Annotated in this window: 17 protein-coding genes and 1 pseudogene; 5 read left to right on the top strand and 13 right to left on the bottom strand. The window is 68.4% G+C overall.

Translation table 11 applies throughout. The annotated features are described in order from the left end of the window. Positions 1 to 3 precede the first annotated feature (3 nt). The 4 genes from B7R21_RS08085 to B7R21_RS08070 form a co-directional block, all read right to left on the bottom strand. Positions 4 to 693: a hypothetical protein gene (locus B7R21_RS08085; RefSeq protein WP_147305849.1), complete on the bottom strand. Its 690-nt coding sequence runs from the start codon at positions 691 to 693 to the stop codon at positions 4 to 6. After that, positions 690 to 1,643: a 16S rRNA (cytosine(1402)-N(4))-methyltransferase RsmH gene (gene rsmH, locus B7R21_RS08080; RefSeq protein ID WP_116282738.1), complete on the bottom strand. Its 954-nt coding sequence runs from the start codon at positions 1,641 to 1,643 to the stop codon at positions 690 to 692. Before rsmH ends, B7R21_RS08085 begins: the two co-directional genes overlap by 4 nt. Positions 1,644 to 1,749: 106 nt before the next feature. Then, positions 1,750 to 2,181, bottom strand: coding sequence for a division/cell wall cluster transcriptional repressor MraZ (gene mraZ, locus B7R21_RS08075; RefSeq protein ID WP_116282737.1), 432 nt, complete (start codon positions 2,179 to 2,181; stop codon positions 1,750 to 1,752). A 191-nt stretch (positions 2,182 to 2,372) separates the two neighbouring features. After that, positions 2,373 to 2,777 (bottom strand): DUF3040 domain-containing protein, encoded by a 405-nt coding sequence (locus tag B7R21_RS08070; protein ID WP_116282736.1) that lies wholly within the window; start codon positions 2,775 to 2,777, stop codon positions 2,373 to 2,375. Positions 2,778 to 2,890: 113 nt separating this feature from the next. On the opposite strand from B7R21_RS08070, the gene B7R21_RS08065 reads away from it, so the two are divergent. Next, complete coding sequence (locus B7R21_RS08065) at positions 2,891 to 4,021, top strand: polyprenyl synthetase family protein (protein ID WP_116282735.1); 1,131 nt, start codon at positions 2,891 to 2,893, stop codon at positions 4,019 to 4,021. 96 nt (positions 4,022 to 4,117) lie between these two features. On the opposite strand, the gene B7R21_RS08060 is transcribed toward B7R21_RS08065, so the two are convergent. Further along, entirely contained in the window at positions 4,118 to 4,459 is a 342-nt protein-coding gene (locus B7R21_RS08060) for an Rv2175c family DNA-binding protein (RefSeq protein WP_116282734.1), read from the bottom strand. Positions 4,460 to 4,606: 147 nt separating this feature from the next. Between B7R21_RS08060 and B7R21_RS20655 the strand changes: the two are divergent. Both B7R21_RS20655 and B7R21_RS20650 read left to right on the top strand, forming a co-directional pair. Next, a pseudogene (locus tag B7R21_RS20655) lies at positions 4,607 to 5,422 on the top strand (protein kinase domain-containing protein); the annotation flags it as partial. Between the two features lie 177 nt (positions 5,423 to 5,599). Then, complete coding sequence (locus B7R21_RS20650; RefSeq protein ID WP_367379394.1) at positions 5,600 to 7,171, top strand: PASTA domain-containing protein; 1,572 nt, start codon at positions 5,600 to 5,602, stop codon at positions 7,169 to 7,171. A gap of 149 nt (positions 7,172 to 7,320) precedes the next feature. Here B7R21_RS20650 and B7R21_RS08050 read toward each other — a convergent pair whose 3' ends face one another. The 3 genes from B7R21_RS08050 to B7R21_RS08040 are packed head-to-tail and all read right to left on the bottom strand — an operon-like array spanning position 7,321 to position 10,428. Beyond that, positions 7,321 to 8,703, bottom strand: coding sequence for a class II 3-deoxy-7-phosphoheptulonate synthase (locus tag B7R21_RS08050; RefSeq protein WP_116282732.1), 1,383 nt, complete (start codon positions 8,701 to 8,703; stop codon positions 7,321 to 7,323). Positions 8,704 to 8,749: 46 nt separating this feature from the next. Further along, the gene (locus tag B7R21_RS08045) at positions 8,750 to 9,436 is read right to left on the bottom strand and encodes a lysophospholipid acyltransferase family protein (RefSeq protein WP_116282731.1); all 687 of its coding nucleotides are present in this window, start codon (positions 9,434 to 9,436) and stop codon (positions 8,750 to 8,752) included. Positions 9,437 to 9,480: 44 nt separating this feature from the next. Continuing rightward, entirely contained in the window at positions 9,481 to 10,428 is a 948-nt protein-coding gene (locus tag B7R21_RS08040) for an ROK family glucokinase (RefSeq protein WP_116282730.1), read from the bottom strand. Between the two features lie 128 nt (positions 10,429 to 10,556). Here B7R21_RS08040 and B7R21_RS08035 point away from each other — a divergent pair, with 128 nt between their 5' ends. Then, positions 10,557 to 12,383 (top strand): AMP-dependent synthetase/ligase, encoded by a 1,827-nt coding sequence (locus tag B7R21_RS08035; RefSeq protein ID WP_116282729.1) that lies wholly within the window; start codon positions 10,557 to 10,559, stop codon positions 12,381 to 12,383. A 136-nt stretch (positions 12,384 to 12,519) separates the two neighbouring features. Here B7R21_RS08035 and B7R21_RS08030 read toward each other — a convergent pair whose 3' ends face one another. Beyond that, positions 12,520 to 13,011 (bottom strand): peptide deformylase, encoded by a 492-nt coding sequence (locus B7R21_RS08030; protein WP_116282728.1) that lies wholly within the window; start codon positions 13,009 to 13,011, stop codon positions 12,520 to 12,522. 115 nt (positions 13,012 to 13,126) lie between these two features. Further along, on the bottom strand, positions 13,127 to 16,534 hold the full coding sequence (locus tag B7R21_RS08025) for a pyruvate carboxylase (protein WP_116282727.1): 3,408 nt from the start codon (positions 16,532 to 16,534) through the stop codon (positions 13,127 to 13,129). 87 nt (positions 16,535 to 16,621) lie between these two features. Between B7R21_RS08025 and B7R21_RS08020 the strand changes: the two genes are divergently transcribed. Beyond that, the gene (locus tag B7R21_RS08020; RefSeq protein ID WP_116282726.1) at positions 16,622 to 17,458 is read left to right on the top strand and encodes a ParA family protein; all 837 of its coding nucleotides are present in this window, start codon (positions 16,622 to 16,624) and stop codon (positions 17,456 to 17,458) included. Positions 17,459 to 17,631: 173 nt separating this feature from the next. Here the strand turns inward: B7R21_RS08020 and B7R21_RS08015 are convergent, their stop codons facing one another. The 3 genes from B7R21_RS08015 to B7R21_RS08005 form a co-directional block, all read right to left on the bottom strand. Beyond that, entirely contained in the window at positions 17,632 to 18,177 is a 546-nt protein-coding gene (locus B7R21_RS08015) for a MerR family transcriptional regulator (RefSeq protein ID WP_116282725.1), read from the bottom strand. A gap of 106 nt (positions 18,178 to 18,283) precedes the next feature. Then, complete coding sequence (ftsR, locus tag B7R21_RS08010; RefSeq protein ID WP_116282724.1) at positions 18,284 to 19,009, bottom strand: transcriptional regulator FtsR; 726 nt, start codon at positions 19,007 to 19,009, stop codon at positions 18,284 to 18,286. Then, positions 19,009 to 19,422 carry an FHA domain-containing protein gene (locus B7R21_RS08005; RefSeq protein ID WP_253258939.1) on the bottom strand — a complete coding sequence of 138 codons (414 nt, stop codon included), beginning with the start codon at positions 19,420 to 19,422 and terminating at the stop codon, positions 19,009 to 19,011. The genes ftsR and B7R21_RS08005 overlap by 1 nt, the downstream gene beginning before the upstream one ends. Between the last annotated feature and the right edge of the window lie 113 nt (positions 19,423 to 19,535).

The raw sequence follows: 19,535 nt of genomic DNA, 5'->3' as shown, positions 1-19,535 counted from the left end.
GATTCAGTGGGTCGTCGGGGCCGGAAGCTGACCCTGCCACGGTACTGCGGCCGCTGCCGCCGCGGCGGGAGGCGCGCTCGGAGCACCGACAGGGGTGCCTGCGGTGGTCGCCGCGGGGGCGCCGGTCGCGGGGGTGCCGTTCGCGGCAGCCGGGGCTGCGGCAGAGGCCGCGGCCGCGGTCAGCGCGTTCGGCACCAGCGACGGCTGCCCGTTCGTCAGCGAACCGGAGGCCGACGACGCCGTCGTGGGCGTGCCGAGCACGGCGCCGTCGGAGAGGCGCAGGTAGGCCGGATGCACGTTGGCGACCATGCCGAGGGCCTCCGCGCTGGCGGCCAGGCTCTGCGGCGCGCTCAATCCGTCGAGCTGTTCACTGAGCGCGCTGTTGGAGCGGTCGATCTCCTTCTGCTGCGTCTGCAGGGACGAGATCTCATAGGCGCCGTTCGAGAGGCCGATGCTCAGCATCAGCTGCGCCACGACGATCGAGAAGACACCGACGACGACGACCGCCGCGTAGGCGAGCTTGGGCTTGCGCCTACGGAGCACACCGCGCGCCGCGATGCTGAACGGGGACTTCGGCTTCGCCGGCGGTGAGTAGTCGCCGAGGAACGCATCGTCGAACGGATCGACGTAGGGGTCCGCGACAGCCGTGGCGGTCATCGTGATGCGTGGACGGGATGGGGCGACAGTTGTCATGATGCGACTCTCACTCGCTCGGCCGCGCGGAGGCGCACGGGGGTGGATCGGGGGTTTGCAGCCTTCTCGTCGTCGGTGGCGAGCTCGGCGCCACGCACGAGCAGCTTCAGCTGCGCCTGGTGTTCGGGCAGCTCCACCGGCAGTCCGGGCGGAGTGGACGAGGTGGTGGCGGCCGCGAGCGCACGCTTGACGATGCGGTCCTCGAGCGACTGGTACGACAGCACGACCATCCGGCCGCCGAGTGCCAGCGACGCGATCGCGGCAGGAACGACGGCCTCGAGCGAGGCCAGCTCCTGGTTCACCTCGATGCGGAGGGCCTGGAAGACCCGCTTGGCCGGGTGGCCCTGGCGGGCGAGCGCAGCGGGGGTCGCTTTCGACAGCAGGTCGACGAGCTGGGCCGAACGCACGAGACGGTTCTCGGCGCGGCGCTCCACAATACGGCGGGCGAACCGTGCGGCCAGCCGCTCCTCGCCGTACTCCCAGAAGATCCGCCGGAGGTCGTGCTCGGAGTACTCGGCGAGGATCTCCTCGGCGGTCAGCTCTGCCGTGCCGTCCATCCGCATGTCGAGCGGGGCGTCCTTCGAGTAGGCGAAACCGCGCTCGGCACGGTCGAGCTGCATCGACGAGACACCCAGGTCGAGCAGGATGCCCTGAACGGTGTCGTAGCCGAGCCCGTGGAGGGCATCCCGGATCTCGTCGTAACGGCAGTGCACCAGCTTCGCGCGGTCACCGAACGGGGCGAGCCGCTCCCCCGCCAGAGCGAGCGCTTCGAGGTCGCGGTCGAGGCCCACGAGCGTGAGCTGGGGGAAGCGGGTGAGGAAGGCTTCGGCGTGGCCGCCGAGCCCGAGGGTGCCGTCGACGAGCACCGCGCCCGGTGCCTCGATGGCCGGGCGGAGCAGCTCGATCGAACGTTCGAGCATGACGGGGGTGTGGATGCGGGAGATCTCCATGAGAGGCGGGTTCCGGTGGGCCGTGCCCCCTGATCCCCATCCGAGTCGACCTGGCACCGGGGAAGTGTGTCAGGGCGAACGGCTGGGAGTCACGGGGCGCGGAACATCAGAAGAGTCCCGGGATCACCTCCTCGTCGGTCTCGGAGAAGGCGGCTTCCTGTTCGGCGAGGTAGGTCTCCCAGGCCTCGGCATCCCAGATCTCGGCCCGGGAACCGGCACCGATCACGACGAGGTCGCGGTCCAGGCCCGCATAGCTGCGAAGTGGTGCCGGCACAGTGACCCGGTGCTGGCTGTCGGGGTTTTCCGCACTCGCGCCGGACAGGAACACGCGGAGGTAGTCACGCGCCTTCTTGTCGGTCACGGGAGCCTGGCGGATCTTGTCGTGCACGGATTCGAATTCCCGCGTGGAGAACACGTAGATGCAGTGTTCCTGCCCACGGGTCATGACGACTCCGCTCGAGAGTTCTTCGCGGAACTTGGCCGGGAGGATGATGCGACCTTTGTCGTCGAGTTTGGGGGTGTAGGTACCAAGGAACATGCTCCTTCACTCCCCTCATTTCCGGCCAGACTGCGGGTGTGACTCCACGCTACTCCACTTCCCTCCACTTTGCTGGTGTTTTCCTCCACTGAGGTGCTGAACCCTCCCTTTGGGACACAGATCGGGCACAAAAAAAGACCGGCCCGTGTGGGCCGGTCTTCATCTGAATGTTCTGCGGGGTGTGCCTGGTGCTACTCGTTCTTGTCGTTGCGGTCGTCCCAGCGGTCGTTCAGGCGATCCATGAAGCCCGCGCGATTCGCGGTGCCGCGCTGGGGCCCGGGCGCACCGGCCGAACCGGTACCGGAGGAAGAACTGCCGCCCCGCATCCTGCCGAGCGACCTGGAGGGCCGGAGCGCCACGAGAACACCGGTGAACATCACGGCGAAACCCAGGATGCCGATGAGGGGGATGTGGATGACCACACCCACGATGACGACAGCGAGCCCGACGATGGCCAGCAGCACGCCGAGAACCAGCGAGCCGTAACTCAGTCGCCCTCTGCCGGCGCCGACAGCCGACACGAAATCGGCATCGTTGTGGTAGAGACTGCGCTCCATCTCATCGAGGAGCTTCTGCTCTTGCTCCGAAAGCGGCATTTCATTCACCTCTAGGTTCGGTATCGACCGTAGTACGCAGCTCAGTGTGGGAGCGGTCCGAATGGTACCGCGCCGTCAAATGATACTGCCGCGATCGTAGCTAGGCTAGGCGCGTGACTGAAAGTACACGCCTGACGAAGTTCGTCGACACCAACATCGTCGAATTCCTCACTGACCGTGATCCCATTCTCGCCTCTATCGCGAACGAATTGACTCCTTTCGGCGAATTTTCGCGGAATCTTCTCAGCGGAGGCAAGCGCTTCCGCGCCCAGTTCTGCTACTGGGGTTGGCGATCGGTGCTGGAGCCCGACATCCGGAGCGCCGAGCAGGCCACGGGCTACGGTTCGGGGCCGGGCGAGAGGGAGTTCCGCGCGCTCGTCGGGTTGTGCACGGCGCTGGAGTTCTTCCACGCCGCAGCCCTCGTGCATGACGACATCATCGACAACTCGGACACCCGCCGCGGCATGCGGGCGGCGCACCGGCGGTTCGAAGACCTGCACGTCTCGAACGGATTCGTCGGCAACGCTCCGGCATACGGCCGCGCCAGCGCGATCCTGATGGGCGACCTGCTCCTGGCGTGGAGCGACGAGCTGGTAGGCGATGCACTCGACGCCCTCGAACCCGGGCCGCGGTCATCCACTCGCCGTGAGTTCAACAGGATGCGCGTCGAAGTGACACTGGGCCAATACCTCGATGTGTTGGAGGAGAGCGCCTGGCCTGTCGTCGCCGAAGCGGAGCTGCTGCCCCGCGCGGAACGCGTCATCGTCTACAAGTCGGCCAAGTACAGCGTCGAGGCTCCGCTCGTTCTGGGAGCGCACCTGCACGGGGCATCCGATGCCCAGGTCGAGGCGCTCCGCGCGTTCGGGCTGCCGCTCGGCATCGCCTTCCAGCTGCGCGACGACCTGCTCGGTGTCTTCGGTGACAGTGCGCGAACGGGCAAGCCGTCGGGTGACGACCTGCGGGAGGGCAAGCGCACCGTGCTCATAGCCCTCGCCCGGCAGACACTCGGATCGGGCAGCCGGCGCATCTTCGACGAGATGCTCGGCGACCCCGACCTCACGCCGGAGCAGATCTCCACCCTCCAGGCGACCATCTCCGACAGCGGGGCGGCCGACCGCGTCGAGACGCTGATCGCCCGGCACACCGACGACGCGCTCTCAGCGCTGGCGGCGGCGCCCCTCGCGGAGCCCGCCAGGATCGAGCTCGCGGCCCTCGCCCGCGCGATCACCCAGCGCGACGCGTAAGAGAGGCTCACGGGCACGCTGGGTCGCCTGTGACCTCAGCGGCCGCCCCATCCTCTCTGACGCGGCCGGATGATCAGGCCTGACGCGGCCGGATGATCAGCCGAGGGCCTGGGCGATGCGGCGCACCTCGGCCTTCCGGCCGGCGAGGAGGGCGTCGATGGGGGCGACACCGAGCGAATCCTCGGGTTCGAGCATCCACTGCATCATCTCGTCGTTCGAGAATCCACTGTCGTTCAACACGATGATCGTGCCCTTCAGCTCGCTCATCGGGGCGTCATCGACGATGAACACCTCCGGAACCGACAGGATGCCGTCCCGGCGGGTCGCGAGCAGGGAACGCTCCTCGATGAGCTTCCGTACCTTGCTGATAGTGGTGCCGAACCGGTCGGCGAGGTCGGGAACGCTCAGCCAGATCCGGCTGTCAGAAGTCTCACTCACCCGTCAAGGATGCCACGGCGGCGGCCCGTGGCGAGAATCCCGCGAGATCTCGATTCGGTAGCGGTATCGGCTCGGGCTATGTCGATACAGGGATCGGCGCGTTCTTCGATTTACAATCGGGGCGTGACCAGCGCGCCCACCGACCCCATGATCGATCGTCTCGTCGACGGTCGGTACGAGGTCGTGTCGCGTATCGCCCGCGGCGGCATGGCGACCGTCTACGTGGCGAACGACCTGCGCCTCGACCGGCGGGTGGCCATCAAGATCATGCACGGCCACCTCGCCGACGACGAGGCGTTCCGCGAACGGTTCGTGCAGGAGGCCCGGTCCGCGGCCCGGCTCGCTCACCCGAACGTGGTCAGCGTCTTCGACCAGGGCCAGCACGAAGAGATGGCCTTCATGGTCATGGAGTACCTGCCCGGCATGACGCTCCGCGACCTGCTGAAGGACTACGGCCGGCTCACCACCGAGCAGACGCTCGACATCATGGAGGCGGTGCTCGGCGGGCTCGCCGCCGCCCACAAGGCCGGCATCGTGCACCGCGACGTCAAACCCGAGAACGTGCTGCTGGCCGACGACGGCCGCATCAAGATCGGCGACTTCGGGCTGGCGCGGGCGGCATCCGCGAACACCGCCACCGGCCAGGCCCTGCTCGGAACGATCGCCTACCTCTCCCCCGAACTCTTGACGCGCGGCGTCGCGGATGCCCGGAGTGACCTCTACGCGTCGGGCATCATGATGTACGAGATGCTCGTCGGCGAACAGCCCTACCTCGGTGAGCAGCCGATGCAGATCGCCTTCCAACACGCCAACGAGACGGTGCCGGCGCCCTCGGTGCGTATCGCGGGGATCCCGAACGAGGTCGACGACCTGGTGGCCTGGGCCACAGCGAAGTCGCCGGATGATCGCCCGCACGACGCGCGGGAACTGCTGGAGCAGCTGCTCGAAGCCGAGGCTGCGCTGGCGGCGTCGGCGCGTCGGGCCGCGGCCGCGGGTCGTGCGCCCGGCGCGGGTGGTGCTGCGGTGGGCGGGGTTAGTGGATTGGGTGGCGTGGGTGGTGCCGCGGTGGGCGGGGCAGTGGGCGGCGCGGCCGGTGCTGCTGCTGCGGCGGTCGCGGGACGGGCTGAGCAGACGACGGTGATGCCTGCGGGCATGATGACGGGGCTGAACGGGCGGATCGGCGCCGGCGGTAACGGTAGCGGTGGCGGTGGCTACGACGATGAGACGGGTCGTTACGACGCGCGCGGTTTCAGCGACGACGATGGCCTCACCGACTCCGACGACGAGTTCGATGAGAGCGAAACCCAGGTGCTCCGCCCGCAGAAGGCGCGGGGCAGCCGCCGGGCAGCCGCCCGGGCGGCGAAGGCGCGCGCGGCCGCGGCTGGTGCCGGTGCCGCCGGCGTGGGCGCCGCGTCCGCCGCGGGAGCGGCCGGGCACGGCGTGGCAGGCGCGGCCGGGCTGGGCGCGGGAGGCGCGGCCGGGTACGGCGCTGCAGGCGCAGCCGGGTACGGCGCCAGCGGGTACGGCTCGGCCTCGGCCGCCGGCACGAGAGCTCCGGCCGGCGGAGGCGCCACAGACCGGGTCGCCGGTTCAGCAGGCCGGGCCGGCGGCGCCGGAGGCACCACAGGTTTTGCTGCAGGCTTCGGCGCGCCGGGTGCACAGCCCGGTGCGGTCACCTCGGCCCCGACTTCGTCGTCGGCCCGGTTCGGGGCCCCGCCCGCGACATCCGATCGGCGCACTGCGACGGCCGTGGCGGAGCACGGTGCACGTCCGGGATCGGCGGTCGAGAAGCTGAAGGCGAAGGCCGTGAGGCGGCGGCGGCGCGGCTGGTTCATCGTGCTGCTGGTCGTCATCCTCGCCGCGACAGGTGCCGGCGCGGGCTGGTATTTCAGCTCCGGCCCCGGCGGTCACGTCACCGTTCCCACGATCACCGGCCAGAGCCCGGATGACGCCACAGCGACCCTCCAGGGGCTCGGACTGCAGGTCGGCGAGCCGGAGTCGACCACGAGCCCAACCGTTCCCGCGGGCAGCCTCATCGGTTCGGATCCGGGCGACGGCGCAGCCGTGCCCAACGGATCCGCCATCTCCCTCATCGTCTCGGCCGGACCCGCGCAGCTCACCGTGCCGCCCCTCGTCGGCTCGATGCAGGACGCCGCGACCGCCGCCGTCGCTGGCCTCTTCACCGTGACGGGCAGCCAGGGCCAGTTCGCCGGAGACGTCGCGGCGGGCACCGTGATGCAGGCGCTCGGCGCAGACGGACAGCCGCTCGGAGCGACCTATGGCGAACAGCAACCGATCTCGTTCGTGGTCTCACTCGGCGGCATCCCCGACGTGGTCGGAAAGTCGCCCGCCGATGCGACAGCCGCCCTCGGTGCGGTGAACCTCCAGGCCACGACCGGATCCAGCGACTACAGCGAGAGCATCCCCGAGGGCGACGTCATCTCGGTCGGCCTGCCCCCGTCGCCCATCGTGCCCGGCAACACGATCACCCTGAACACGTCGAAGGGTCCGGCCCCCGTGCCGGTTCCGGATGTCGCGGGCAAGAACTGGGCCGATGCGAAGGCCGCGCTCCAGTCCGCCGGCTTCACCCTGAAGTACAGCCAGTACGCCGACCTCGCCCCGGCGGCGTTCGTCGTGAGCGGCACGGATCCCGCCCCGGGTACCACCGTCGACCGCGGTTCGAGCGTCACGGTCAGCTTCGCCGGCTTCTGACCTGACCTGCCCTGCCCGCCCCGCCGGCTTCGGTTGACCACCCGGAGGCTGACACCCCGGACAGATGCCGCCCGGGAGGAGCACAGCCAAACCGCGGCGTAGACAACCTCGGATCACCCCTCCTCCTCCCGGAGGGGTATCCGGTGTCGCTAGAGAGGCAGCTTCGCCCCGCGGAGCTCCTCCGCCACCAGGAACGCGAGCTCCAGTGACTGCATGTGGTTCAGGCGCGGGTCGCAGAGCGACTCGTAACGGGTCGAGAGGGTCGCTTCGTCGATGTGCTCCGAGCCGCCGAGGCACTCGGTGACGTCGTCGCCTGTGAGCTCCACGTGGATGCCGCCCGGGTGCGTTCCCGCAGCGCGGTGCGCCTCGAAGAAGCCCTTGACCTCGTCGACCACGTCGTCGAACCGGCGGGTCTTGTAGCCGTTCGGCGTGGTGAGCCCGTTGCCGTGCATCGGGTCCGTCACCCAGAGGGGTGTGGCATCCGAGGCCTTGATCGCTTCGAGCAGCGGCGGCAGAGCATCCCGGATCTTCCCGGCACCCATGCGTGTGATGAACGTCAGGCGACCGGGCTCGCGAACGGGGTCGAGCTTGTCGATCAGCCGCATCATGTCGTCGGGCGACGTCGACGGCCCGAGCTTGACGCCGATCGGGTTCCGCACCCGCGAGAGGAAGTCGATGTGCGCGCCGTCGAGGTCGCGCGTGCGCTCCCCGATCCACTGGAAGTGGCTCGACGTGTTGTAGGGCGTGCCCGTGCGCGAGTCGATGCGCGTCATCGGCCGTTCGTAGTCGAACAGCAGGGCTTCGTGCGCCGTGTAGAACTCGGTGCGCTTCAGCGCCTCGAAGTCGGCGCCGCACGCGATCATGAACCGGATGGCGCGGTCGATCTCCCGCGCCAGGTCTTCGTAGCGCGCATTGGCCGGGTTCGAGGTGAACCCCTTGTTCCAGTGGTGCACCTCGCGGAGGTCGGCGAACCCGCCCTGCGTGAAGGCCCGGATCAGGTTCAGCGTCGACGCGGAGGTGTGGTAGCCCTCGACGAGTCGCGCGGGGTCGGGCGTGCGGGATTCCGGCGTGAAGTCGTAGCCGTTCACAATGTCACCGCGGTAGGCGGGAAGCGTCACGCCGCCCCGCGTCTCGGTGTCGCTCGATCGGGGCTTCGCGAACTGCCCGGCCATCCGGCCCATCTTGATGACGGGCATCGAGGCACCGTAGGTGAGCACCACGGCCATCTGCAGCACCGTCTTGATGCGGTTGCGGATCTGGTCGGCCGTCGCACCGGCGTAGGTCTCGGCGCAGTCGCCGCCCTGCAGCAGGAAGGCCTGGCCCGAGGCGGCCGTGGCAAGACGGTCGCGGAGGGTGTCCACCTCACCGGCGAACACCAGCGGCGGGAACTTCGACAGCTGCGCCGAGGCGGCTTCGACCGCGCCGCGATCCGGCCATTCGGGCTGCTGCTTGGCCACGAGGCCCCGCCAGTTGTCGAGACCGTCGATGACCGATGCTTCAGCTTCGACGACACGTTCAGACAGATCTATCACGACAACACTTTTCTCGAATTATGCCAACAGGTCGGCCTCTGGCCGTTCACCGTCGCGCCCGCGTGCGCTTGTCCTTCACAGAAGTCGCATACACATCGGAGTATTCCTGACCGCTGATGCGGTGCAGTTCGTACATGATCTCGTCGGTGATCGAACGCAGCACGAACCGGTCGGATTCCATGCCTTCGAACCTAGAGAAATCTAGCGGTTCGCCGAAAACGATGCCAATCCGGCGGATGTGGATGCCCGATCCCACCGTCATCACCTTCTCGGTGTCGATCATGGCGACCGGGATGATCGGCACCCCCGCCTCGAGCACCATGCGTGCCACGCCGGTGCGACCGCGGTACATCTTGGCGTCGGGGCTCCGCGTGCCTTCGGGGTAGATGCCGAGCAGGTCGCCCTTGCCGAGAACCTCGAGCCCCGTGTTCAGCGACGCTTCGGAGGCCTTGCCGCCCGAACGGTCGATCGGCAGTTGCCCGGTGGCCATGAAGAACAGTTTGACGAGCCGGCCCTTCAGGCCCTTGCCCGTGAAATACTCGCTCTTCGCGAGAAAGCTGACCCGCCGATCCATCATCAGCGGCAGGAAGACGGAGTCGGCGAACGACAGGTGGTTGCTCGCGAGGATGGCACCGCCCGTCTGGGGGATGTTCTCGGCGCCCCGCACCCACGGGCGGAACACGACCTTCACGATCGGGCCGGCAACTATGTACTTCATGAACCAGTAAAACATCGTCGTCCTTGCGTCTGGCCCCGATTCTACGGGACGCCGACCGGTCAGATGGACTCGGCGTACAGCCGGGCGAGGTCGGCGGCACCGACGACTCCGGCGTCGTTGACCAGCTCCGCGATGCGGAACTCGGGCTCCGGGTGGAACCCCCGCGCCGGCAGCACGTCGAGGTACGCCGAACGGATCGGGTCGAGCAGCAGCTCCCCCGCCTGCGCGACTCCCCCGCCGATGACGAACAGCTGTGGGTCGAGAACCGCGCCGAGACTGGCCGATGCCTGCCCCATCCAGTGCCCCAGGGTGCGGAGAGCCAGAAGCGCACCCGGGTCCCCGCTCTGGATGAGCTCGCTCACGTCGAGCCCGGTGAGGGTGCCGACCCGGGCCCGGGCATCCGCGAGGCCGATGCCGACGCCGCCCGCATCGGCGAGTTCGTTCGCGGTGCGGAGGAGGGCGCGGCCCGATCCGTACTGCTCGATGCAGCCGCGCGCGCCGCAGCCGCAGGGCAGCCCGTCGGGAACGACCCGCAGGTGGCCGAGTTCGGCGGCGGCACCGAAACCGCCGCGGAACAGCTTGTCGCCGGAGACGATCGCCCCGCCCACGCCCGTGCCGATGGTGAGGATGACCATGTCGCTGACGAGCCTGCCCGCACCGAAGCGGAACTCCGCCCAGCCTGCGGCATTCGCGTCGTTCTCGATGATGATGTGTTTGTGCAGTCGCCGTTCGAGCTTCTCCCGGAACGGCTCGTTCCGCCAGGCGATGTTCGGAGCGTAATAGACGGTCGACTGCGCAGCGTCGATGAATCCCGCAGCGGCGACACCGACGGCTTCGACCTCCGCACCCTCGGAGAGTCGTTCGACCATCGTGACGACGGCGTCTTCTATGAGCTGCGGACTGCTGGCCGAGGTCGGTTGCCGATCGGAGCGCAGGATGGTTCCCAGCTCGTCGACGAGCGCGCCCGCGATCTTCGTTCCGCCAATGTCGATTCCTATGGCTTGCACAGAGACATCTTCGCTGTCGCCGGGGGCCTGTGTCGAATCATCCGTGCTCCAGCGGCTGATGAGTCACCCACAGTCGGCTGTGATCGGCCACCGATAGACTCGGCGGGTAAGGAACCGAAGGAGTCACCGTGGACCAGTTTGTCGCCCCCGCCGTCGTCCGAGCCGATCCCGAGGCCAATGCGACCGACCTGCTGGTGAAGCGGGTCAGTCTCACGCCCGACGCGCCGCTGTTCGCCGTGCCATCCGGCACCGGCGGGTGGACGGATGTCTCGGCCGCCGAGTTCCTCGCCCAGGTGCGGGCCCTCGCCAAGGGGCTCATCGCGGCCGGAATCGAGCCCGGCGACAAGGTCGGCCTGATGTGCCGCACCCGCTACGAGTGGACGCTCATCGACTTCGCGACCTGGTTCGCCGGGGCGGTTCTCGTGCCTGTGTACGAGACGTCCTCTCCCTCACAGGTGCAGTGGAGCCTCAGCGACTCGGGGGCCGTCGCGGTGCTCGTCGAGACCCCTGACCACTTCGCCCGCTTCGACGAGGTCGCGGCCGACCTCCCCCTCGTCTCGAAGGTCTGGCAGATCGGCCTCGGCGACCTCGACAAGATCGTCGCCGGCGGAACCGGGGTCGACGACGCCGAGGTGGAGCGTCGCCGCTCCCTCGCGAAGGGCAGCGACCTGGCCACCCTCATCTACACCTCGGGCACGATGGGGCGCCCGAAGGGCTGCATCCTGACGCACTCGAACTTCGTGGAGCTCTCCCGGAACGCCGCGGTCAAGCTCGCCGAGGTCGTGAACGACAGCGCATCCACTCTGCTCTTCATCACGACCGCGCACGTGTTCGCCCGGTTCATCTCCATCATCTGCATCCACGCGGGTACGAAGGTGGGGCACCAAGCCGACACCAAGCAATTGCTGCCCGCCCTCGGATCGTTCAAGCCGACCTTCCTGCTCGCTGTTCCGCGGGTGTTCGAGAAGGTCTACAACTCGTCGGAGCAGAAGGCCGAAGGCGCCGGTCGCGGCAAGATCTTCCGCCAGGCCGCCGCCGTGGCGATCGCGCACTCCGAGGCGCTGGATGCCGGCAGTGTGCCGCTCGGCCTGAAGCTCCGTTTCGCGCTCTTCGATCGCCTCGTGTACTCGAAGCTCCGCACCGCACTCGGCGGCCGCACGAAGTACGCCGTCTCGGGTTCCGCGCCGCTCGGCCACCGCCTCGGCCACTTCTACCGGAGCCTCGGCATCACGATCCTCGAGGGCTACGGCCTCACCGAGACCACCGCCCCCGCAACGGTGAACCTCACCGACCAGTTCAAGCTCGACACCGTGGGCCCGCCGCTGCCCGGGGTGGGCATCCGGATCGCCGAGGACGGCGAGATCCAGGTCTCCGGCATCAATGTGTTCGCGGGCTACTGGAACAACGAGAAGGCCACGGCCGAGGCGATGGACGGCGAGTGGTTCCGCACCGGCGACATCGGAGCGCTAGACGACGACGGTTTCCTCACCATCACGGGTCGCAAGAAGGAGATCATCGTCACGGCCGGCGGCAAGAACGTCGCACCCGCCGTGCTCGAGGACCCGATCCGGGCGAACCCCCTGGTCGGCCAGGTCGTCGTCGTCGGCGACCAGAAGCCGTTCATCTCGGCGCTCGTCACGCTCGACACCGAGATGCTGCCCGTCTGGCTCGGCAACCACGGCGAGAAGAAGGACATGACGCTCTCCGAGGCATCGCAGAACCCGGCGGTGCTCGCCGAGATCCAGCGGGCGGTGGATGCTGCGAACGCCACGGTCTCGAGGGCCGAGTCGATCCGCAAGTTCATCGTGCTGCCCTCAGATCTCACGGAGGAGAGCGGTCACCTCACGCCGAAGCTCACCATCAAGCGGAGCGTGATCGTCTCGGACTTCTCCGACGTGATCGAGCGCATGTACTCGAGCGCCCCGGCCACCGAGGGCATCTCGGTCGCGCACTGACCGCCGTCGACCGGCGGATCGGCTGAGCGCGACCCGATCCGCTGAGTGCGACGGCCTGGCGGGCCGCTTTCAGCAGCGCGAGGCACTCTCACCGAGTTGCGTGGGCGCGGAGCAGGGCGGGCGCGAGCGCCGGGAGTCAGAACCAGTCGGACTCCCGCACCTCGCGCATCGCCTGCCGGCGGGTCTCCTTCTCGAGGCGGTCGAGGTAGAGCATCCCGTCGAGGTGGTCTGTCTCGTGCTGCAGCGCCTGCGCGAGCACGCCCGTGCCCGACACCTCGACCTCCTCGCCGTCGAGGTTCAGCCCGACAGCGCGTGCGAACGGATGGCGGAGGGTCTTGAACCAGAGGTTCGGCACTGAGAGGCAGCCCTCGTCCATCAGCACGGGCTCGCCCGAGACCTCGACGAGGCGCGGGTTCAGCAGGTAGCCGAGCTCGCCGTCGACGTTGTAGCTGAACGCACGGAGGTTCACCCCGATCTGCGAGGCTGCGACGCCGGCACGGCCCGGAAGTCGAACCGAGTCGAGCAGGTCATCCACCAGCGCTCGCACCCGGTCGTCGATGACGCCGATCTCGTCGCTGACGGTCTTCAGAACGGGATCTCCGAAGATTCGGATCTCGCGGGCAGTCACAGGGGGAACTCCTTGCAGTCGGGTCACCGTCGATTTTACCGGATACCCCTTCGGCACAATCTGCGGCGGGCCGCGCTTGGAGCGGGCGCCTGTTCAGGGCGCCCGCCGCGCTCACTCACCCCTCGACGACCACCAGGAGGTCGCCCGCCTCGACCTGCTGCGTCTTCGGGATCGCGAGCCGCTTCACCGTACCGCCCACGGGCGACGTGATCGCCGCCTCCATCTTCATCGCCTCGATGGTCGCGATGGCGTCGCCGGCCGCGATGACCGACCCCTCCTCGACCTTCAGGGTGACCACTCCGGAGAACGGCGCCGCGACGTGGCCCGGCCGGGACGCATCCGCCTTCTCGGCCTGGGTGACGGTCACCTTCACGTTCGCATCGCGCACCTGGACTGGCCGGAGCTGGCCGTTCAGGATGGTCATGACCGCGCGCATCCCCTTCTCGTCGACCTCACCGATCGCTTCGAGGCCGATGAACAGACGCACGCCCTTGTCGATCTCGACGACGTGCTCCTCGCCCTGCGTGAGCCCGAACAGGTAGTCAGCGGTCTCGACGACGCTCAGGTCGCCGTAGGTCTCACGCTGCGCCTCGAAGGCCGCTGTCGGCCCCGGGAAGAGCAGCCGGTTCAGCGTCGAGCGACGGTCGGCGGATGTCGCGTCAGGGCCGATGAGTGCCCTGTCGTCGTCGCTGATCTCCGTCACACCAATGGTGATCTTCTTGCCTTCGAGCACTTTCGAACGGAAGGGTTCCGGCCAGCCGCCCGGCAGGTCGCCGAGCTCGCCAGCCATGAAGCCGATCACCGAATCGGGGATGTCGTAGTTGCCCGGATTGGCTTCGAAGTCGGCCGGGTCTGCTCCGACGGCTGCGAGGTGCAGGGCGAGGTCGCCGACGACCTTCGACGACGGTGTGACCTTCGGAATGCGCCCCAGGATGCTGTTGGCCGCGGCGTAGAGGTCTTCGATCTTCTCGAAGTGGTCGGCGAGGCCGAGCGCGATGGCCTGCTGGCGGAGGTTCGAGAGCTGCCCACCCGGGATCTCGTGCTTGTACACCCGGCCGGTGGGGCCCGGGAGCCCCGACTCGAACGGCCGGTACAGTTCCCGCACAGCCTCCCAGTAGGGTTCGAGGTCGCTCACCGCCTGGAGCGACAGGCCGGTGTCTCGCTCGGTGTGGGCGAGCGCAGCGACGAGCGCGGAGGCGCTGGGCTGCGACGTGGTGCCCGACATCGGCGCACTCGCGACATCCACCGCGTCTGCCCCTGCGCGGCTCGCGGCCAGCAGCGTGGCGAGCTGGCCGCCCGCGGTGTCGTGGGTGTGCACATGCACGGGAACGTCGAAGTTCTCCCGGAACGCCGCCACGAGCTTCTCGGCCGCATAGGGCCGGAGGAGCCCCGCCATGTCCTTGATCGCGAGGATGTGCGCACCTGCCCCGACGATCTGCTCGGCGAGCTTCAGGTAGTAGTCGAGCGTGTAGAGGTCTTCGGCCGGGTCGAGCAGATCGCCGGTGTAGCAGACCGCCACCTCGGCCAGAGTGGTGCCGGTCGCGAGCACGGACTCGATCGCGGGCCGCATCTGGTTGACGTCGTTCAGTGCGTCGAAGATGCGGAAGATGTCCACACCGGTGGACGCCGCCTCCTTCACGAAGGCGTCGGTGACCTCCGTCGGGTACGGCGTGTAGCCGACCGTGTTGCGACCACGGAGCAGCATCTGGATGTTGATGTTCGGCAGGGCCTCCCGAAGGGCGGCGAGCCGCTCCCACGGATCCTCGCCGAGGAAGCGCAGGGCGACGTCGTACGTTGCGCCGCCCCACGCCTCGACGCTCAGCAGCTCGGGCGTCAGGCGCGCGACGTAGGGCGCGACCGCCAGCAGATCCTTCGTGCGCACCCGCGTCGCGAGCAGGGACTGGTGGGCATCCCGGAACGTCGTCTCGGTGACGCCGAGCGCGGTCTGCGCGCGGAGGTCGGCAGCGAAGCCGACGGGGCCGAGGGCGAGGAGCTTCTGCCGCGATCCATCCGGAGCGGGCGTCGTGATGTCGAGTGCAGGGAGTTTCGCGACGGGGTTCACCGTGCCGACGCGCTTGCCGTTCGGCTGGTTCACCGTCACATCGGCCAGCCAGTTGACGATCTTCGACCCCCGGTCCTTCGACACGTGCGTCGCGAACAGCTCGGGCCGCTCCTCGATGAACGCGGTGCTGAGGTCGCCGGCCGCGAACGACGGGTCTTCGAGCACGGCCTGCAGGAACGGGATGTTCGTGCTGACGCCGCGGATGCGGAATTCGGCCAGGGCACGCTTCGAGCGGCGCACCGCGGCGGAGAAGTCGCGCCCCCGGCAGGTGAGCTTCACGAGCATCGAGTCGAAGTGCGGGCTGATCTGGGCACCGGCGGCGACCGTGCCGCCGTCGAGCCGGATGCCCGAACCGCCCGGTGAGCGGTAGGTCGTGATCTTGCCCGTGTCGGGCCGGAAGCCCGCGTTCGGGTCCTCGGTGGTGATGCGGCACTGCAGGGCGGCACCGCGGAGCACGATGCGGTCCTGGGTCAGGCCGAGCTCCTCGAGGCTCGACCCCGACGCGATCAGCATCTGCGACTGCACGAGGTCGACGTCGGTGACCTCCTCGGTCACCGTGTGCTCGACCTGGATGCGCGGATTCATCTCGATGAAGACGTGCTCGCCCGCGCGCTCCCCCACCGTGTCGACGAGGAATTCGACCGTGCCCGCATTCACGTAGTTGATCGACTTGGCGAACTTGATCGCGTCGCTGTGGAGGGCCTCGCGGAGCTCGTCGCTGATGTTCGGGGCGGGAGCGATCTCCACGACCTTCTGGTTGCGCCTCTGCACCGAGCAGTCGCGCTCGAACAGGTGCACGGTGTTGCCCTGCGTGTCGGCGAGGATCTGCACCTCGATGTGCCGCGGCCGGAGCACGGCCTGCTCGAGGAACATCGTCGGGTCGCCGAACGCGCTGTCGGCCTCGCGCATCGCCGCTTCGAGGGCGCTCCGGAGTTCCTCTTTCGTCTCGACCCGGCGCATCCCCCGCCCGCCGCCGCCGGCGACCGCCTTGGCGAAGATCGGGAAGCCGATGTCGTCGGCCCCCGCGAGCAGTTCGTCGATGTCGCGAGTGGCGGGAGTGGATCGCAGCACGGGCACACCGGCCGCGATCGCGTGCTCCTTCGCGGTGACCTTGTTGCCCGCCATCTCGAGCACATTGTTCGCCGGGCCGATGAAGGTGATGCCCGCCTCTGCGGCTGCGGATGCGAGCTCGGGGTTCTCGCTCAGAAAGCCATAGCCGGGGTAGATCGCGTCGGCGCCCGACTCCTTGGCGACACGGATGATCTCCGACACGTCGAGGTAGGCGCGCACCGGATGCCCGATCTCGCCGATCTGGTAGGCCTCATCGGCCTTCAGCCGGTGCATGGAGTTGCGATCCTCATAGGGGAAGACGGCGACCGTCTTGGCTCCGAGTTCGTACGCGGCGCGGAATGCGCGGATCGCGATCTCTCCTCGATTGGCAACCAGAATCTTGGCGAACATACGGTCCTTCCGAAGCAGTGCGGCACCCATGCGGCATACAGGAGACAGTTAGGTTCTCCCAGCCTAGTGAAGGTAACGTAGTCGATTGTGCATGTACTCAGCGTCAGCTCACTCAAGGGCGGGGTCGGTAAGACAACCGTCACCCTCGGCCTGGCTTCCGCGGCGTTCGCGAAGGGTCTCCGCACGCTCGTGGTGGACCTCGACCCGCAGTCGGATGTCTCGACCGGCATGGACATCAACGTCTCCGGTCACCTGAACGTCGCCGATGTGCTCGCCTCGCCCAAGGAGAAGATCGTCCGCGCGGCCATCGCCCCCTCCGGCTGGACCAAAGATCGCGGCGGCACAATCGATGTGCTCATCGGATCGCCTTCGGCCCTCAACTTCGACGGGCCGCATCCGTCGATCCGCGACATCTGGAAGCTCGAAGAGGCGCTCGCCACGGTCGAGAGCGACTACGACCTCGTACTGATCGACTGCGCACCCTCGCTGAACGCCCTCACCCGCACCGCATGGGCCGCGAGCGATCGCGTGACCGTCGTGACAGAGCCCGGGCTGTTCTCCGTGGCCGCCGCCGACCGAGCGCTCCGGGCGATCGAGGAGATACGGCGCGGACTCTCCCCCCGGCTCCAGCCGCTCGGCATCATCGTGAACCGTGTGCGGTCGCAGTCGCTCGAGCACCAGTTCCGCATCAAGGAGCTCCGCGACATGTTCGGACCCCTCGTTCTCTCGCCCCAGCTGCCGGAGCGCACGTCGCTCCAGCAGGCGCAGGGCGCGGCGAAGCCGCTGCACGTCTGGCCGGGCGAGGGTGCGCAGGAGATGGCACGCAACTTCGACCTGCTGCTCGAGCGCGTCATGCGCACCGGCCGTATCGGCGACTACGCCGACGCGACGACCGCCGCCGGCCGCGCCCCCGTCGACCACTGAGGTCTTCCGCTCGGCTTCGTCGATCCACCGTTTTCTGTCGCTTTGAGCGGTAGATACCGACAGAGAACAGTGGATCGAACGCTGCTTGACCGCGGCCGGTCTGGAAATCGTTACGCCGGCCGGGCGGCCCGGGCGAAGGAGGGCTCAGGCGAAGGGGAGCTCGGGCGGGGGAACTACGCCGAGCGGGCGGCGCGACGGGCCGCCAGTTCGTCCATCGGGTCGGCCACATCGGTGCCGAGCTCGACGAGCGACGATTCGACCTCGCGGAGCACCTTGCCGACGGCGATGCCGAACACACCCTGGCCGCGGCTGACCAGGTCGATGACCTCGTCGTTCGACGTGCAGAGGTAGACACTCGCGCCATCGCTCATGAGCGTGGTCTGGGCGAGGTCGGTGACGCCCGACTCCCGCAACTGTTCGATCGCCGTGCGGATCTGCTGCAGCGAGATGCCGGTGTCGAGCAGGCGTTTGACGAGCTTCAGCACCAGGATGTCGCGGAATCCGTAGAGGCGCTGCGAACCCGATCCGGCGGCCCCTCGAACGGTGGGCTCGACGAGGGATGTGCGAGCCCAATAGTCGAGCTGGCGGTAGGTGATACCCGCAGCGCGAGCGGCGACAGCGCCGCGGTAGCCCGCTGCATCGTCGAGCTCGGGCAGACCGTCGGTGAAGAGCAAGCCCTGGTCGTAACGAGCTTCCTCGCCGTGGACATGCTCACTCATCGTCTGCCTTTCTCGTACTTCTCGAAGTCCACGCTATCGACGTGGGGTGATGCGGGCAACGACATCGGCCCAATCGCCCCGGCGTGTCGTCTGAACCCGATCCGTTCTACGGGGCGAGCGTGCCGAGAGCCGCCCGGATCAGGCTTCCACGCACGATCTCGAGCTGGGCGGAGATCTCGGCTGCCCGTTCGGCGATCTGGGCGCGGCTGGAGACGGTGTTGCGCCGGGCAATGGGCAGCAGGGCGCTCTCGATCAGCCCGACCTCCCGGTCGGCCGCCGCGCGGAAACCCCGAAGATGGCGCGGCTCGATACCGACCTTCTGCAGCTCGACCAGCGCCTTCAGCACGCCGACCGCCGCATCACCGTAGGTCTCCGTCGCCGTCACCAGCGAGGCACTGATGGCATCGTTCAGCAACGGCGCCGTGGCCCCGGCCTCCCGCAGCAGGTCGTCCCGGGAGAAACGCCGCGCACCGCCCAGCATCGAGGGAACGGTGGCCGTGGTGCCGCCCGGCATCGGCGGGTTGAGCCCGGCGTCGACGTCGTGCAGGTACTGCTTGATGACGTTCAGCGGCAGGTAGCAGTCGCGCTGCATCGCCAGCACGAGGCGCAGGCGCTCGACGTCGGCGTTCGAGAACTTGCGGTACCCCGACTGGGTGCGCGCCGGTGAGACCAGCCCCCGCTCCTCGAGGAACCGGAGCTTCGACGGGCTGATGTCGGAGAATTCGGGGCTGAGCTGCGAGAGCACCTGCCCGATGCTGAGGAGCCGGGCGGCCGAACCACCGGATAGAGAGTTGGCGCCATCCGAGAGGGAACGAGCAGGCGAGGCGCCCACTAGGCTTCTGCGTTCGCCGCCACGTCACGACGTGAGGGATAGAAGGTGAGCCTGAACTTGCCGACCTGGATCTCGGAGCCGTCGGCGAGGAGGGCGTCGTCGACCCTCACCCCGTCGAAGTAGGTGCCGTTGAGGGAGTGCAGGTCGCGCACGGCGAAAGTTGTTCCGGAGCGGGTGAACTCCGCGTGGCGGCGCGAGACCGTCACGTCGTCGAGGAAGACGTCGGCATCGGGGTGGCGGCCGGCGATCGAGGAGAGCTTGTCGAGCAGGAACCGTGCGCCCGCGCTCGGGCCCCGGCGAACGATCAGCAGGGCCGATCCGGAGGGCAGAGCAGCGATGGCGTCGAGCTCCTCGGGCGTGACTCCGCCTTCGAGCGCAGCCATCTGCGCCGCGAACTCCCCGGTGAGGTTCATCGTGCTGTCGGTGCCCGCCGTGCCGATGGCGCTGGTGCCCGGGTCTGCCGCCGTTCCCGGTGTTGCGGAAGCCGCGTCGCCCGTGCCGGGGGTGCGCACAATGCTGTGCGATC

Origin of the sequence: Subtercola boreus (genome assembly GCF_003399625.1) — a bacterium.
GTDB lineage: Bacteria > Actinomycetota > Actinomycetes > Actinomycetales > Microbacteriaceae > Subtercola > Subtercola boreus_C.
This window is presented reverse-complemented; position numbering and strand designations above follow the sequence as displayed.

Coding starts and splice junctions, on each gene's coding strand:
- B7R21_RS08070 (WP_116282736.1), bottom strand. CDS start 2,777: ATGCCGCTTTCGGAGCAAGAGCAGAAGCTCCTCGATGAGATGGAGCGC.
- B7R21_RS08025 (WP_116282727.1), bottom strand. CDS start 16,534: ATGTTCGCCAAGATTCTGGTTGCCAATCGAGGAGAGATCGCGATCCGC.
- B7R21_RS08045 (WP_116282731.1), bottom strand. CDS start 9,436: ATGTTTTACTGGTTCATGAAGTACATAGTTGCCGGCCCGATCGTGAAG.
- B7R21_RS20650 (WP_367379394.1), top strand. CDS start 5,600: ATGCCTGCGGGCATGATGACGGGGCTGAACGGGCGGATCGGCGCCGGC.
- rsmH (WP_116282738.1), bottom strand. CDS start 1,643: ATGGAGATCTCCCGCATCCACACCCCCGTCATGCTCGAACGTTCGATC.
- B7R21_RS08005 (WP_253258939.1), bottom strand. CDS start 19,422: ATGAACCTCACCGGGGAGTTCGCGGCGCAGATGGCTGCGCTCGAAGGC.
- mraZ (WP_116282737.1), bottom strand. CDS start 2,181: ATGTTCCTTGGTACCTACACCCCCAAACTCGACGACAAAGGTCGCATC.
- B7R21_RS08015 (WP_116282725.1), bottom strand. CDS start 18,177: ATGAGTGAGCATGTCCACGGCGAGGAAGCTCGTTACGACCAGGGCTTG.
- B7R21_RS08085 (WP_147305849.1), bottom strand. CDS start 693: ATGACAACTGTCGCCCCATCCCGTCCACGCATCACGATGACCGCCACG.